General features: G+C 41.3%; 15 protein-coding genes. 4 read left to right on the plus strand and 11 right to left on the minus strand.

From position 1 onward, the window contains the following. Nucleotides 1-67: 67 nt before the first annotated feature. Nucleotides 68-799: a hypothetical protein gene (locus B3S92_RS11315; protein WP_296206174.1), complete on the minus strand. Its 732-nt coding sequence runs from the start codon at nucleotides 797-799 to the stop codon at nucleotides 68-70. A 409-nt stretch (nucleotides 800-1,208) separates the two neighbouring features. Further along, complete coding sequence (ffh, locus tag B3S92_RS11320) at nucleotides 1,209-2,750, minus strand: signal recognition particle protein (RefSeq protein ID WP_296206176.1); 1,542 nt, start codon at nucleotides 2,748-2,750, stop codon at nucleotides 1,209-1,211. 443 nt (nucleotides 2,751-3,193) lie between these two features. Here ffh and B3S92_RS11325 point away from each other — a divergent pair, with 443 nt between their 5' ends. Beyond that, nucleotides 3,194-3,985: a cytochrome C assembly family protein gene (locus B3S92_RS11325; protein WP_296206179.1), complete on the plus strand. Its 792-nt coding sequence runs from the start codon at nucleotides 3,194-3,196 to the stop codon at nucleotides 3,983-3,985. 40 nt (nucleotides 3,986-4,025) lie between these two features. Here B3S92_RS11325 and B3S92_RS11330 read toward each other — a convergent pair whose 3' ends face one another. Further along, nucleotides 4,026-5,504 carry an MFS transporter gene (locus B3S92_RS11330; RefSeq protein WP_296206182.1) on the minus strand — a complete coding sequence of 493 codons (1,479 nt, stop codon included), beginning with the start codon at nucleotides 5,502-5,504 and terminating at the stop codon, nucleotides 4,026-4,028. 599 nt (nucleotides 5,505-6,103) lie between these two features. Between B3S92_RS11330 and rpmB the strand changes: the two genes are divergently transcribed. Then, nucleotides 6,104-6,340: a 50S ribosomal protein L28 gene (gene rpmB, locus B3S92_RS11335; RefSeq protein WP_007394060.1), complete on the plus strand. Its 237-nt coding sequence runs from the start codon at nucleotides 6,104-6,106 to the stop codon at nucleotides 6,338-6,340. Nucleotides 6,341-6,406: 66 nt separating this feature from the next. Next, nucleotides 6,407-6,562, plus strand: coding sequence for a 50S ribosomal protein L33 (gene rpmG, locus B3S92_RS11340; protein ID WP_007394061.1), 156 nt, complete (start codon nucleotides 6,407-6,409; stop codon nucleotides 6,560-6,562). Between the two features lie 158 nt (nucleotides 6,563-6,720). On the opposite strand, the gene B3S92_RS11345 is transcribed toward rpmG, so the two are convergent. The 5 genes from B3S92_RS11345 to fghA all read right to left on the minus strand — a co-directional run bounded on the left by B3S92_RS11345 (nucleotide 6,721) and on the right by fghA (nucleotide 9,737). Then, nucleotides 6,721-7,053: a hypothetical protein gene (locus B3S92_RS11345; RefSeq protein WP_077450989.1), complete on the minus strand. Its 333-nt coding sequence runs from the start codon at nucleotides 7,051-7,053 to the stop codon at nucleotides 6,721-6,723. 155 nt (nucleotides 7,054-7,208) lie between these two features. Beyond that, entirely contained in the window at nucleotides 7,209-7,520 is a 312-nt protein-coding gene (locus B3S92_RS11350) for a hypothetical protein (protein WP_077450990.1), read from the minus strand. Between the two features lie 66 nt (nucleotides 7,521-7,586). After that, entirely contained in the window at nucleotides 7,587-7,961 is a 375-nt protein-coding gene (locus tag B3S92_RS11355; protein WP_296206189.1) for a hypothetical protein, read from the minus strand. Between the two features lie 97 nt (nucleotides 7,962-8,058). After that, a complete protein-coding gene (rpe, locus tag B3S92_RS11360; RefSeq protein WP_296206192.1) occupies nucleotides 8,059-8,778 on the minus strand; it encodes a ribulose-phosphate 3-epimerase in 720 nt (239 codons plus the stop codon). A 98-nt stretch (nucleotides 8,779-8,876) separates the two neighbouring features. After that, nucleotides 8,877-9,737, minus strand: coding sequence for an S-formylglutathione hydrolase (fghA, locus tag B3S92_RS11365; RefSeq protein WP_296206194.1), 861 nt, complete (start codon nucleotides 9,735-9,737; stop codon nucleotides 8,877-8,879). A gap of 240 nt (nucleotides 9,738-9,977) precedes the next feature. Here fghA and B3S92_RS11370 point away from each other — a divergent pair, with 240 nt between their 5' ends. Further along, nucleotides 9,978-10,535 carry a DUF924 family protein gene (locus B3S92_RS11370; protein ID WP_296206195.1) on the plus strand — a complete coding sequence of 186 codons (558 nt, stop codon included), beginning with the start codon at nucleotides 9,978-9,980 and terminating at the stop codon, nucleotides 10,533-10,535. 231 nt (nucleotides 10,536-10,766) lie between these two features. Here B3S92_RS11370 and B3S92_RS11375 read toward each other — a convergent pair whose 3' ends face one another. From B3S92_RS11375 to htpG, 3 genes are all read right to left on the minus strand, one after another. Continuing rightward, a complete protein-coding gene (locus B3S92_RS11375) occupies nucleotides 10,767-12,506 on the minus strand; it encodes an AMP-binding protein (protein ID WP_296206199.1) in 1,740 nt (579 codons plus the stop codon). A gap of 308 nt (nucleotides 12,507-12,814) precedes the next feature. Next, nucleotides 12,815-14,029 (minus strand): nicotinate phosphoribosyltransferase, encoded by a 1,215-nt coding sequence (gene pncB, locus B3S92_RS11380; RefSeq protein ID WP_296206200.1) that lies wholly within the window; start codon nucleotides 14,027-14,029, stop codon nucleotides 12,815-12,817. A gap of 216 nt (nucleotides 14,030-14,245) precedes the next feature. Further along, on the minus strand, nucleotides 14,246-16,189 hold the full coding sequence (htpG, locus tag B3S92_RS11385) for a molecular chaperone HtpG (RefSeq protein WP_296206203.1): 1,944 nt from the start codon (nucleotides 16,187-16,189) through the stop codon (nucleotides 14,246-14,248). Between the last annotated feature and the right edge of the window lie 77 nt (nucleotides 16,190-16,266).

Below are 16,266 nucleotides of genomic sequence, written 5' to 3' on the forward strand. Positions count from 1 at the left end.
TGTATTTCAGGACGAGACACTAAATATATTATTAGCTCATTCAATAACTTTTGATTAATACACTAGCTTACCATTCAGGCATAGGTTGTACAGGCAATGTCACTAAATCAAACACTATAGCAATGGGAAGTACCATCCATAGACCAGCTTCAGCTATTTTTCCTGTACCATTATTTTGATAAAAATTTATTTTAGCAGGTTGCCTTAAGGTGTAATTCAGTGTGTTCGCATTGCTTGGTCTATTGGCAATAGTTAAATGCATATTTGACAGCTTTTTCCGACAATCAAATTTAATGTCGCGAGGAACACATTTAAAACCAAGTGATTCAAATTTTTGTGTGGTAGCAAAATAGTTGGGGGTAAATTTATTGGCGTAATCCTCATACTGTTCAACGTATTCTAAACGAAGACTTGTACACCCGTTTTTCGCTTTGCAGTCACTCCCCCCTATATCAACTCGAAAAATTCCCTTACTGTCACCTCTTCCTGGTGATATGTTCATATTTGATAAGTTTATATCAGAATTTAAGAGCTTGATAAGTGAGTCATCCTTATTTGGCATTTGTAATAAATAAGCATATTTTTCACCTGAAAGAATTAAAGCATTTTCATAACCTTTAATGGGCTGACTAGGCAAACCAACGGCTACAATAGTATCACTCAATGACTCATTTAACTCCCATCGGGCTGTTTTTCTCTCATCAATCCTGTCGATAATGTGGCTCGTTGCAACACAGCCTGTTAAACCTGTTAACGCTAATGTAGATGCTAAGGCATATTTAAAAATATTCTTTGACATAGACTCCCCTTATTAAAAACTGTTGCTTAGTTTTTTGACCCTAACAATATTTAGAGCTTTCATAGTCCTTAAACACTCTTGTTATTAACCATTATTTAACTATTTAATTATTAATTATATATTGATATTAAAAAAGGTAGGTATTTATTTTTAATAAGCTACTTCACATTTTAAGTCATCAAAGCGTATCTATGGTTCGAGAAAGCTCTATAAAAATTAAACTCTTTTTCTAGGATAATCTATTTTAACTATTTGATTAGGCAATTGGTCAAAACTACTTATTCAATAGGGAGATTGCCTATAACATGACTTTGCGCTTTAGCAAAAGCAGAGGCTAAAAACCAGACCTACCCCATAAAAAAAGAGCTAAACCATTGCTGATTTAACTCTTTTAAAGACTTTAAATGATTTAGAAACGCTTTTTGAAATCTGGTGGAAGCTTTTGTTCAAGCTCTTTCATTTGGCGCTCCATCTCTTCCTTGCTGGGCATATTACTTGGATCTAAACCAAAGGGAGGCATGCCACCAGATTTAGCTCCTGCACCTGCATTACTTTGGCCACCGCCAAACAGTGGGCCACCGCCAGAAGCGCCGCCACCCATACCGGTTAAGCCTTGAACCGCTTTCATCATCTTACTTAGCCCTTCAGGCTTAGACAACATCTTCATCATCTTAGCCATTTGCTTATGTTGCTTAAGCAAGCGGTTGATGTCCTGAATTTGCTTACCAGAACCTGCAGCAATACGGCGCTTACGGCTTGGGTTAATTTTATCTGGGTTCTTGCGCTCATATGGGGTCATTGAGTTAATCAGCGCTTCCATCTCTTTTACTTTTTCTTCTGGCTTAGCTTCTTCTAGTGCTTCTTTCACACCAGCGCCACTCATGCCTGGCATCTTATCTAAGAAACCAGCCATACCGCCCATATTTTTCATTTGCTGGAACTGGGTTAGTAAATCCTCAAGGTCAAATTCGCCGCCTTTTTGGATTTTCTTCGCCATTTTTTCCGCTTTTTCGCGGTCAATCTTCTGCTCAACTTCTTCTACCAGACTCAGTACGTCACCCATACCTAGGATACGCTGGGCGATACGTTCTGGGTGGAAAGCTTCTAAGGCATCAAGTTTCTCACCACGGCCCAAGAACTTAATAGGCTTACCGGTAATGGCGCGCACAGATAGAGCCGCACCGCCACGCGCATCACCATCGGTCTTAGTTAAGATAACACCCGTTAGCGGTAGCGCATCGTTGAATGCCTTGGCAGTATTGGCCGCATCCTGACCGGTCATGGCATCAACAACGAATAAAGTCTCTGATGGATTAACCGCAGCGGTCAATGCTTTAATCTCATCCATCATCGCTTCATCGACGTGTAGACGACCGGCGGTATCGATGATCAAGATATCTTGATACTGCAGCTTAGCTTCTTCAATAGCGCGCTTGGCAATATCAATCGGATTTTCATCGGTAGTAGAGTTGACAAACTTAGCGTTTACCTGCCCTGCCACTTGCTCTAGCTGTTTGATCGCTGCTGGGCGGTAGACGTCAGCTGAAACCAGCATTACTTTTTTCTTATGACGTTCTTGTAAGAACTTAGCCAATTTACCGGCTGTTGTGGTTTTACCCGCGCCTTGCAAGCCTGCTAGTAAATAAACCACAGGCGGCTTACCCGTCATCTCTAACTGCTGATTGGCACTGCCCATCATCTCAGTCAATTCATCATAGACAATTTTGACGAAAGCCTGGCCAGGGGCTAGCTCTTTTAGCACTTCTTGACCCAAGGCCTGCTCTTTCACACGCTTTACAAAATCACGAGTGATAGGCAAAGCCACGTCAGCTTCTAGTAACGCCATGCGCACTTCACGCAGCGTGTCTTTAATATTGTCTTCAGTCAACTGTCCTGAACCTGAAATCTTGCGCAGGCTACCAGAGAGTCGTTCGGTTAAAGTATCAAACATAAGGTTTTCTCAATAAAACGTCTGTTAAATTAGGAGGTATTAATATCTTAAATGGGGCACTAAGCCCCTAATAAAAGGGGCTCTATAATTGGGTAACTGTTATTTGGTTCAATGGTTATGTGGTTCAATAGTATTAAACCGTTTAAAATCTCAAATATTTGGCAAGTTTAGCAAAATTAATCTATAAACTCTTTTATTGTTTCTGTTAAACCATTAATTTTAACAAAAGCCGTCAGTTAACTGTATAGCAATCGCAAATAAGAGTCATTCTATGCTAAATTAGGGTATGATTGCTTTGTGATAAATCTGCTCTATGATTTATAGCCCTTATCTTACAGTTATATTGACACACAAAGATGTTGACGCACAGATTACCACACTTAGTATATCAAATATTGTCAGACCTAATTTGTTAACTCGATTTCTTTGAGGACCCAAACACCGTGTTGCTTGCCTATGTCATCGCCCTTATTATTTACACCCTTGTAAGCTGTCATTTGGCATGGGCTTTGTTACGCCTAAAGCCCATTGCTAAAGGCTTCACTTTGGGCATGCTACTGGTCGCTTTGGTAGCTCATGCAATTACCTTATACCCCAACATATATACTTTGCATGGCCTTAACTTTAATGTGTTTAATACCGCAAGCCTAACCAGCTTCTATTTTGTGCTGTTTTATGTGATATTTTGTTTTTATCGCCCTATTCTAAGTCTAGGGCTTTTTGCAGCACCGACCGCCATAATTGGTTTAAGTTTAGGGTATTTTGGGGTAGCTCCCTATGCCCCTTTGACAGATATTAGCCAAGGTCTAGAAGCCCATATCATTTTATCTATTGCCGCCTATTGCGTGCTATTAATGGCGGCAGTACAAGCTGTTATTTTACGCATTCAGATTCGCGAGCTTAAGCACAAAACCAAACAGCGCTTCTGGGTCAACAAATTGCCCTCGCTACAAAGCATGGAATCTTTGTTATTTGACATGATCTTGGTGGGCTTTAGCTTACTTACTTTAGCTTTGGCGATCGGTTTCGTCTATGTCAGTGACTTAATGGCTCAACACATTGCCCATAAGACCGTGTTTAGTATCATTTCTTGGCTGTTATTCGGCTGGTTATTATTTGGACACTGGAAATATGGATGGCGCGGTCGCCGGGCAGCCAACATGGCCATATTGGCCTTTTTGTTATTGGCTGTAGGTTTTATTGGCAGTAAGTTTGTGCTTGAGATGCTGCTATAACATCAACTTTTGACCGCCTAGCCTTTTAAACACTCACAATTTATAACTGTTTAATAAATTGACTGCGCCAGTAGATCAATGGCAATAAACATAAGCAGCCCAACCCCACGCTGATTATAAAATGAGCGCTATACCCCACCTGAGCAGCAATAAAACCACTGATTAAGTGCGCCCCACCACTAAACACCGTTAATAAGCATACCTGGGTAGTGAAATCACTGCCCGCTTTATCATGCCTGGCATAATGCATGACCATAGTCAGCATGGCGACCAGCGCCATTGCCCCTGCCAAATGCTCAATCGCATTGGCCGCGTAAGCCCACCAAAAGGGCACTGACCGTCCCTCAAAAGATAGCCCCAACCAATTTGGATGCTCAAAGCCAATAGCCACAATCACATAGAGCACCGTAGTGGCCACTTGCAGCGCATTAAAGGCTAGTAAAGCATTATGATGAGCCATTCGCTTTAACAGTACTGCCGCCAAAGCAGCCCCAACCAAAGAAGCTGCAGAGCCTAACACACTGGCCCATAACCCAATACTAGAAGTCGGTATACCCATATCTACCATCATAGGTTTAACCATACCACTAGAGATGCCATCCACTACTTTGAAGGTTAATAGTACGGCTAGCCAAGCCCGCATGTGCTCATTTTGCCAAAAATAGCCATAGTGACTTTTAATATAGGCCCTCAAGGAAGCCGATGTGGATGGGTATTTTAAGGATTGAGCTTCCTGATTAACAGGGGCTTGCTGAGTAGCTGGTAAAGAGTTTAACTGCGACTCATCAGCAGCCGCATATTTGCTTTCGGGGTAACGCCAAATCGGTAAGGTATTTAGCACAATCAAAGCTGCCATCGCAAAAAAACTATAACGCCAAGACCACTGTCCTAATACCAGTAGTAATACCCCACCTCCCAAAATCAGCCCCATGCGGTAGCCTATCACTTGTGCCGCATTGCCCATGCCTTGATAAGGATTTTTCACTGCCGGTAAAGAGGGATTGTTACGCATCAAGCTCGTTAATGACCGCGTGGCTAAACCATCTGCTGCCACATCATGGGTAGCGCCTATTAAGCTTAATAAAAAAAGCAACCCATAAATCGCCCAAAGCGTGTGCGGTGAGCTTAATTGATGCGGATTAAATAAACCCACTACGGCCACAATTACCGCTGAGATAAGCTGCAGGGGCAGAATCCAACTGCGTGAGCGCCCCCACTTAGTAATAAAATACTTATCCACCATAGGCGCCCACAGAAACTTTAGTGCCCAGGGCAATAATAGTAGCCCTGAAAGCCCGATCATCTCGAGCGACACCTCATACTCACGCAAAATAGCCGGCAGTGCCTGAGTAATAAACCCTGAAGGCAAACCTTGAGCGAAATACAGAGTCAATAGCACCAGCATCAAAGCATAAGGAGATTGATTGGGGTTGGCTGGCTGATTATTGTCAAAATTATCAGCAGGAAGCTTATTTTGAGCCTCTTGAGCTGAGGCAGTTGAAGCAGACGGTTTTTGCATCTTATGAGAGCGTCCTATAAGCTTGAGGTCAATACTGGGATAAGTACTAAGCTAAATCTTAACAAGGCGGATTACTGGATCGATAAAATTAAAAAAAGACTTTGCTAACCTGCCGAATAATATCTGCTATAATAGCCGGTTTTAACATGGCATTGGTACATCTTGCTGTGACATCCGCATATTTTAAATTTATGTTTGCAGTTTTGCAGTTTTAACCTTTAATTATTAAGCTGAATTTATCAGCTAATGGTGAAAACTTTATATAACTCTTTAAGTTTAAGCCACTTAAACAGCGCTTTAATCTTTAGGGGCTTAAAGTTTTGGGTTATTTATGCGATAATAGACAAACATTTAATTTGAAAAAACTGGGTATATGTGGTATAAATACGCCCTTAAAAATTTATTCTGGTCAACCTTTACTTGTTGTGGCGATTAAAGGGCAAAGACCACTATCTTTCTGTTAACATTTTATTCAAGTTGCAGTCCTATGTGTCCATAGCCGCATTGTGATTCGTTATCTTGAGTAGTTAAGGCAACCAACTATCTCGACATGATTGACATGTCACCCAGTTGCCTTACAACTTTATTAGGAGTCCGTCATGTCTCGAGTATGTCAAGTGACAGGAAAGCGCCCTCAGGTGGGTAACAATGTTTCGCATGCGCTTAACAGAACCCGTCGTCGCTTTTTGCCAAATCTACATAACCATCGTTTTTGGGTAGAATCTGAAAACCGTTTTGTTCGTCTTCGTGTTTCTACTAAAGGCATGCGTATCATTGATAAGCACGGTATTGATAAAGTACTTGCTGATTTACGTGCCAAAGGTGAAAAAGTTTAGTCAATTAAACGACTAACTAGAAGGCTTCTTAAGCCCTCTTACTTTACAAATTAATAGGAATGCATCATGAGAGACAAGATTAAGTTAGTATCTACCGCTGGTACTGGTTACTTCTACACCACTACCAAAAACAAACGTACTATGCCTGGCAAAATGGAAATCAAAAAGTTTGATCCAAAAGTACGCCAGCACGTTATCTTCAAAGAAGCTAAAATCAAATAATTTTTTGATTTATTAGCATAAAAAAAGCGGGTTATCTTAGGATAACCCGCTTTTTTTATGTGTTAGATTTAATGAATGCTTATTGCTTATGAATAAAAAACCAATCTTAACAATAGTTAAAACAGTTAAAAGAATTTAATAAACGGATAATTAATAGCTTAGCTATAATGCTCAGGCTCTTCATCATAGACATTCGCATGCCATTGGCTCACTTGCTTTTGCATTACGGCTTGTACCGCAGCATGAATCATTTTATGACCAATATACTGCGCTTCACCGCCTAGCATATCTTTAATCTTCTCAGAGAAAGTAATGGTCACTAAAGGATCTTCAGAGTCTGCTGAGTCACGTAGGACGATTTGACCCTTATCGTTTTCGACCAACTCCAGTATCGCTTCTTGAGCGAAACCTTGAGCTCGGCGAGTCTTTCGCTCTCCAGTGTCTGAGTCAATTTCAACATCAATGTTGTCTTTTTCAAAATCAAATACCATGCCCTATTCACCTCATATAGCATATGTGTATCTATTAACAATGGACGCTAATGATCTAAATTTCAAGGGCTAATTGTAGCAGCAGCTATCTAAAGTGATTATTTGTGGGGGTTTATAGGGCTATTACTAAGCTTAAAACTAACATTAAGCTTGGGTTAACGCCAATAACGCAGCTTAGCTAGAGTAAATAGTAAAGACACAAACATGCCCAGATAATAAGCATTTTTTAGCTCAAAGCTCGGATCTCGATATTTAAAAGGAAGGGCTATTACTGCGGTAGCAGTGGGAAATATTACCAACATCAGTAACCAGTTTTCAAAAACCGCCAACCAACCTTGCCAGCCTTCTGCATGGCGCAGTCCTGCTAACCCCATTAGTAGACAGGCAATAATTAGGGTCTTAATCAGTCCCTTGGGTAGGTTGTCTGGATAAGGGTAATAAAATGAATTGCGATCAAAAATTGACAAAGGAATTCCTTTCTATGGATTCTTATAATCTTACTTTAAATTAAGTAGAAACTGGCTAATAAAAAACTAGCTATAAGTGCCCATTAGCCACAGCATGGTCACACAAGAGATCAGCCAGCCCAAAGTAAAGGCATTACGGCGCTGAATATGCATTCCCTTAACCTTATTCATAATTAAGGCGCCCAACCAAAAAAGTAGCGGAATACCAATTACGAACGCAGGGACTAACACTGCAGCATGACGCAAAATATCTGCAATAGGGTCACCAGAAATATAACGAAATACGTAACCGGCCAAGCTTAAGACTAATGAAAAAATAGCTAAGCCGATAGTGAATCCTTTGGGCACCAAGCTAGGTGGCGCCTCAAAAGTAGCGTTTCTATCGATATCGCTAGTAGGACTACCCTTTAGATTACGGTCTATCGGCTTATTATTTGTCATAGTATCTCTATTAAATTGTTCACATTTATATATTGTGAGCTGCTATTTTTTGGATTGAAAGTTTGGGAGTTAAGCTATTAAAGTTAACGCCAAGAACTTAAGCTTGCGCAGTTTCCACAAGACTTAACTCATGACGCATCGCATCAATCGCTTGCTTGTAATCTAGTTGATTAAAAATAGCTGACCCAGCAACGAACATATCTGCCCCTGCTTCAGCAATGGCTCTTATATTGCTGGCTTTAACCCCACCGTCTACTTCTAGACGAATATCGCGGCCACTGGCATCAATAAGCTCACGTACTTGTTTGATTTTATCTAAAGTACCGTCAATAAAAGATTGACCGCCAAAGCCTGGGTTCACACTCATTAGTAAGATTTGATCCACTTTATCCATCACGTAATCCAGATAATGTAGTGGCGTGGCTGGGTTTAATACCAGGCCACACTCCGCGCCCCCATCTTTAATCATTTGCAACGAGCGGTCTATGTGATTGGTGGCTTCTGGGTGAAAAGTAATGATACTTGCCCCCGCTTCCAAAAACTGCTCAATCATACTGTCTACTGGCGATACCATGAGATGCACATCGATAGGAGCCTCCACACCATAGTCACGCAGTGCCTTACAAATCATGCTACCAAAGGTTAAGTTTGGCACATAGTGATTGTCCATCACATCGAAGTGAATAACATCGGCGCCCGCCTTAAGGACATTTTCAACCTCTTCTCCTAAGCGAGCAAAGTCCGCTGAAAGAATTGAGGGAGCGATAAGATAATCGCGCTGACAGGCTTGGGTGGCTGCGGCTTGTGTGCTGCTCATAGTGGTTCTCTAAGATAATTACAAATTTAGTTAACAGGAGGATTGGATAAAAGTACTGCTAGATTTAACATTACTTTTATAGCCTACTATTATAACAATTATCCATGACTTAATGCGGCGTTATAGTGATGATCGATATGATCTTCAATAACGGTTTGGATAAAGTAATAACTGTGATCAAAGCCAGCGTGATATCTAAGCGTTAAAGGCTGCTCAACTTTTTGACACACTTGTTGTAATGCTTCAGGGCGTAAATAGCCGTCGATATAAAAGTCATCGGCAGCCCCTTGATCCACTAGAATTAAAGGATATTGTTTGCCTGCTTTTTCTACCACATTTACGGCATCAAATTGTGCCCAATCCTGTTGCTGATTGCTGTCTTGTCCAAAGTACTCGCCAAATGCCGCTTTACCCCAATCTGATTCACTAGCCACACAGACAGGCGCAATGGCTGAGACACTAATGAACTTGCTTGGGTATTTAAAGCCAAACATAATCGCCCCATGACCGCCCATAGAGTGCCCGGTAATGCCCACACTGCTAATGGGAAATTGACTGCGAATTAAATCATAGAATTCATCTGCGATATAGCTATGCATCTTGAAGTTCTCAGCCCAAGGCTGTTCGGTAGCATCCACATAATAGCTTGCCCCTTGACCCACGAAGTAACGGTCATCGTTAGCAACGCTCTCTCCCTTAGGAGAGGTATCTGGTGCAATAAAGATCATCCCAAGCTCGCTACACTTTTGTTGAAAATGTGCTTTGTGAGTAACGTTATCAGGACTACAAGTCAGGCCTGACAAATACAATATCGCAGGGCAACTCTTACCGGCAATGGCTTCACCTGGTAAATAGATACTAAAACTCATCTCTGAATTAGTCACTGCAGACTGATGGGTATAATAACGTTGTTCGCCATTGAAGCAGCGATTGTTACTGGTCAATGTTAACTGAGTCATATCATCATCCTAATTTTCTGTTGTTTACTGTCTATAAGGAAATTCATTAAAGTATAAGTCGATTCTAACATAGCCCCGAGCTTTTGAAAGTAAGGGCTAGTAACCAAGTCAAGGCTTCAAGGGTGAAAAACGTGCTGCCCTAAAAAATTAAGATTTTTAATAAATATCTTAACCTTAACGCCCTTTAATCTTTGTTAAGCTTATAGCTATTAAAACGATAATCAACAATGGAGGTGTCCTATGAATAAAACTACCCCTACCGAAGCCCAGCGCGTATTAGACTTTTGGTTCGATCCTGAAAATCAGCCTTACTGGTTTGAAAAAAGTGAAGCCTTTGACGATAAGATTAGAGATAACTTTTGGTCCACTTTATTAGCCGCTAAAGCCGGAGAATGCGCCCACTGGCGAGAAACAGCACAAGGCGCATTGGCTGAAATCATTGTCCTCGACCAGTTTTCTCGTAACTTGTTTAGGGACTCTACTGAAGCTTTTGCTCAAGATGGTATGGCGTTGGTTTTGGCACAAGAACTGGTGAAGCGTGAAGACTACAGCGAGATTGATTTAGATCATAGAAAGTTTGCTATCATGCCTTATATGCACTCTGAATCTGCCCTGATTCATGAGCAGGCCCTGCCTTTATTTGAAGCCTTAAATGATGAATATACTCTAGGTTTTGAGATAAGACACAAAGAGATAATTGATAGATTTGGGCGTTATCCTCATCGTAATGATGTCTTGGACCGCGAATCAACCCCAGAAGAAATCGAGTTTTTAAAGCAGCCTAACTCTTCTTTTTAAGCTCCTCTTTTTAAGTTCTTCTTTTTAAGCTCCTCTCTTTAAGCCTGTTTTTTAGATAGCTCTTTTTTAGATGCTTGTTTCTTAAAAGAGAGCTAATGAGAATTAGCGACTTACATAACTAAGCCCAGCCTGGAAATTCAGACTGGGCTTTTAATTTTAAATAGCTAGAATAAGGCGCTATATTTATAAAATAAACGATATACAAAATAAAAGGCAAACCCACAATTAAGACTAAGCCACTATGCCTAACTCTTCTTTCATAATATCAATAATTTTGAATTTTTGAATTTTCCCAGTCACCGTCATCGGGTACTGCTCAACAAAACGAATGTAGGTGGGAATCTTAAAGTGGGCAATTCGGTTATAACAAAAGTCGCGTATTTCTTGTTCAGTGATGGTTTCGCCTGCCCTAGGAATAATCCAGGCGGCCAGAACCTCACCATACTGCTTATCTGGTACCCCTACTATTTGTACGTCAGAGATTTTGGGATGACGGTATAAAAAGTTTTCGACTTCAATGGGGTAAATATTTTCCCCACCGCGAATAATCATGTCTTTGCTACGCCCAACTATTGAAATATAGCCTTGCTCATCCATACTGCCCAAATCACCGGTGTGCATCCAGCCATCAACGACTGCCTCGTCGGTTTTAACCTTGTCATTCCAGTAGCCTTGCATTACCGCATAACCTTTGGTTAGTACTTCCCCTACTTCACCAATAGGCAACGTTTCGCCCGTCTCTGTGTCTACTATTTTCACTTCTAAATGGGGCTGAACCACACCCACTGTCGAAATACGTTTTTCAAATTCAGTCGTCGGCAATGTCTGAGTGGACTTCGGACTGGTTTCAGTCATGCCATAGGCGATGCTCAGCTCTTTCATATGCATGTCATTGATAACGCGCTGCATTAATTCACTTGGACAGCTTGCACCCCCCGATAAACCCCCTCGTAAACTACTCAAATCAAATGTTGAGAACTCTGGGTGGTTTAATATTGCCAAGAACATGCTTGGCACCCCATGTAATAAAGTACAACGCTCTTCACTGACTGCCTGTAATACGGCTAACGGCTCAAAGCTGCTACTAGGATAGATCACCGTACCCCCTATGGATAGCAGGGTTAGATTCCCCAATACCATCGCAAAACAATGATATAAAGGCAGCGGTAAGCACAATTTATCATCGGAAGATAAGCACAGTGATTCTGCTAAGTGATAGGCATTGTTCAATAAGTTTCGATGAGTTAAGGTTGCCCCTTTTGGGGTACCTGTGGTGCCACTGGTAAATTGGATATTAATTGCATCATTGGCATTTAGCTGTTTTTGTCGTTCTGCCAATCTAGGATCGTTGGCATCCCCTTCAGCTATCCAGTCAGAGAAGTTCTGCATATAGCCGAAGGTTTCCCAAGTACCGGGTTGGTCAATCAAAACCAAACGTTTTAAATTAGGTAAGGTAGTTAGCTCCAAATAGCGATAGTCTTGATGGCAAATCTCTGGGGCCATTTCTTGTACCATTTGTACATAGTCACTGCTCTTAAAGTGACGCATATAAACCAATACTTTGCAGTCTACTTTATTCAGCGCATATTGCAGCTCTGAGATACGATAAGCAGGGTTGATATTGACTAAAATAATCCCTGCTTTCGCCGTGGCCAATTGCATCAGTAGCCACTGTGCATTGTTATGCGACCAGATACCAACACGATCGCCTTTCTCCAAACCCATATTAATCATACTGCTGGCCAATTGATTGGCTTGTTGCTGCAGTTGTTTATAAGTCATACGAATGTTTTGATGACGCGATACTAAGGCTTCTTTATCGGGATACTGAGCCACTATTTTGTCAAAATAATCACCAATAGTGTCTTCAATTAACGGGCTGTCCGTAGGACCGATATCATGGCTCATTTTTAAGGGGGCATTTCGAGAGGATGCTTGAGGATAACGCTGCTCTAATAAGTCTCTTAACATTGAAACTCTCCTTGTCAAATGTTGAGGGGGTAGCTATCAACTTCCTGTGATAGCTGTAAGAATACCTAAATATATAAGCATAAATAAATTTAAAATGAAACTATTTTTATCGTTATAACCGATATTTATATTATTGAAATACTTGATTTAATAAATTTTTCTTATTCACCCTTGCCTAGTTAACGTGATCAACCCAACCTTCTACCTTTAACATGGGCTATTGCTGTCGAAGCCTGCCGACTATTTAATCTATAACTAAAAAGAGGACTTATAAAAGTCCTCTTTTGGTTAATCAAGAAAGCACATTGCTACTCTTCGGAAACATCTTCAATCTCAAACACCTGGCGCAAATACGCCAAATAAGTGTCATTATGAATCATGGTTTTCCCTGGACTATCGGACAGCTTAGCAACAGGCTGACCATTACATTCAACCAGCTTTAGCACAATATTTAGCTGGGTAAGTCCCATATCATTGGTCAAATTAGTACCGATGCCAAAGCTGGTCTGTATGCGTTGCTTAAAGTATTGATGTAACTCCCAAGCTTTTTCGATATCAAGGCCATCACTGAAAGTTAATATCTTCGTTTTTGGGTCAATTTTTAGCTTCTGATAATGAGCAATGGCTTTATCACCCCACGCATACGGATCACCACTGTCATGACGCAAGCCATCAAATAACTTAGCAAAGTACAAATCAAAATCACGTAAGAAGGCGTCCATTCCTACCACATCGGTCAAAGCAATTCCCAAGTCACCTCTATATTCATGTACCCATGCCTCTAATGCCGCCTTCTGTGAATCGCGTAGACGCACATCTAATGCCTGAAAAGCCTGCATAAATTCATGCGCCATGGTACCAATAGGCGTAATTTTTAATTTCTTGGCTAAGTAAACGTTAGAAGTACCCCGGACGATACTCGGTGCTGCTTTGTGCAACGTCTCAACCACATGGGTATGCCAAGCCTTGCTAAAGCGGCGGCGGGTTCCAAAGTCAGCAATAATAAAAGGAGGCTCTCCTCGGTCAGCTTTTAACGCATACTCTTGTAAGGTAACCACTTTTTGCTGCAGACGACGCTCACCTTCCTCGAGTACTGCTGGCGTGGTTAACTGCTGATAATACAGCTCATTCACAATCGCTAACACAAAAACTTCGAAGAACATGGCCTGAATCATTGGGCCTTCAATATCAATATTTAGCCGGTTTTTCTCATCAATACTAACTGTAATATGACGACGCTTTAGCTTAAATAATTCTAGATAATCTACGAAATCTGAGCGAATAAAACGCAAGCTGCTTAAATACTCGAGCTCATCTTGGGTGAAACTGAGCTCACATAGATAATCTAATTGCTGCTCTAAAGCTTCTTTGATGTCAGGCAAAGGATAGGCAGTATCTTCATAATTACGACAGCGGAAACGGTATACCCCATGCGTCTGCGGGAACTGATGCAGCATGGCTTGTAGCATGGTGAATTTATACAAGTCATTATCTAAAAGAGAGGTAATAATGGGCTGGGTCATATTATTGCTCAATGATTTGGTAGGCGATTTATTTTTATCCATATTAATATTATGACTGTTTCAGCGAATTAAAGCTATTTAGCTTTATTATTGATAATAAAAAGCTTGAGTTATAAATAATTTAACAATAGAAAAAGGACCCAGGTAATCTGGATCCTTTTTTATAATTAGCTATTGGTTAATGTTCTCAAATAGACATTATCGAATGCTCAATGCCTATTTCAACAACAGCTCATTAACACGTTTTAAATAAGCCGCTGGATCATCTAACTGACCGCCATCTGCAAGTAACGCTTGGTCAAAGATAACTTGTGCCAAATCGTCAAACTGCTCGCTAGTTTCTAACTTCTGAATTAGCGGATGGTTTGGGTTAACCTCAAGCGTAGGCTTAATGTCAGGTACTTCTTGACCCATTTGCTTTAGCATTTGTACCATTTGTGGAGTCAGTTCACCTTCGCCTACTACCAAGCAAGCAGGGCTATCAACCAGACGTGTTGACACTTGAACGTCTTTTGCACGGTCGCCTAATGCTGTTTTTAGCTTATCTACTACTGGTTTTAGGTTCTCTTCCGCTTTCTTGGCTTCTTCTTTTTCAGCTTCATCTTGCAGGTCGCCTAAATCTACCGCGCCTTTAGCGATATTCTGTAGCGGTGTTCCCTCAAACTCATGTAAGAAGTTCATGGCCCACTCGTCAACACGACTGGTCATCAAGATAACTTCAATACCTTTTTTCTTAAATAGCTCAAGCTGAGGGCTATTCTTGGCAGCGGCTAAGTTTTCAGCGGTTAAATAGTAGATGGCTTTTTGACCGTCTTTCATGCGAGCTTTGTAGTCCTCAAATCCAGTCTCTAGACCTTCGTGCGCGCTGGTCGCATAACGCAGTAATTTTGCGATACGGGCTTGGTTAGTCATGTCCTCACCAAGACCTTCTTTGATCACATCACCAAATTCGCTATAGAACTGCTTAAACTTCTCTTGCTTATCCGTATCCTCACTGTTGGCAAGACTCGCCAGCAGAGTTAACACACGGCGCGCGTTACCATCACGGATAGACTTCACATCACGTGACTCTTGTAGGATTTCACGGCTGACGTTAAGCGGTAGGTCTGCTGAATCGATAACCCCTTTTACGAAACGCAAATACATAGGCAATAACTGCTCAGCATCATCCATAATAAAGACGCGTTTTACGTACAGCTTTAAGCCATGCTGCTGCTCACGCGCATACAGATCAAATGGGGCTTTAGCAGGGATATATAACAGCTGTGTGTATTGCACACGACCTTCTACCCGGTTATGGGTCCAAGCTAAAGGATCTTGGAAGTCATAGCTGATATTTTTATAAAACTCAGTATATTCTTCATCTTCAATCTCTGAGCTTGAACGCGTCCACAAGGCACTGGCTTTGTTGATGGTTTCCCACTCATCAGTAACCACCATCTGACCGCCTACTGGCGTGTCACTGTCATCGCCCTCTTCTTTGACATCTTCCTGCCACACTTCTTTACGCATCTGAATCGGCAAGCTAATGTGGTCTGAGTATTTGTTAACCAAAGATTTGATCTTATTGCGGTCCAGATAGTTGTCTTCGCCTTCGGTGTATTCCTCTTTTAGATGTAGCGTAATAGAGGTACCACGGCTGTCTTTGGTGATGGTCTCAGTCGTGAATTTACCAGTACCGTCAGAAACCCAGCGGACGCCTTGATCGGCAGGCTCGCCCGCTTTACGGGATTCAACACTAATAGTATCGGCAACGATAAAGCCTGAGTAGAAACCCACACCGAACTGACCAATTAGTTGGCCATCTTGCTTTTGTGATTCAGACAATTGCTCCAAGAACGCTTTGGTACCTGATTTTGCAATGGTTCCTAAGTTTTCAATAGTATCCGCCTCATTCATACCGATACCATTGTCGATGAAGGTAATGGTCTTGGCATCTGTATCGACATCGATGCGAACTTTTAGCTCGCCATCTTCTTCATAAAGACTGTCGTCACTGGTGGCTTCAAAGCGCAGCTTATCGCAAGCATCTGAAGCGTTTGAGACCAGCTCACGCACAAAAATATCAGAGTTTGAATACAGTGAGTGAGTCACTAAATTTAGTAATTGTGCTACTTCAGCTTCAAAGACGTGCTGGGTGGCTTGTTGGTTTTCGCTCATAATATCCTCTTGGTTTATCCATAATTATTTTTATGCTAATAGATACCTTGCTGCTTATTACTTAATATGCTTATTGA

Origin of the sequence: Psychrobacter sp. UBA3962 (assembly GCF_002385225.1) — a bacterium.
In the GTDB taxonomy this organism is placed as follows: domain Bacteria; phylum Pseudomonadota; class Gammaproteobacteria; order Pseudomonadales; family Moraxellaceae; genus Psychrobacter.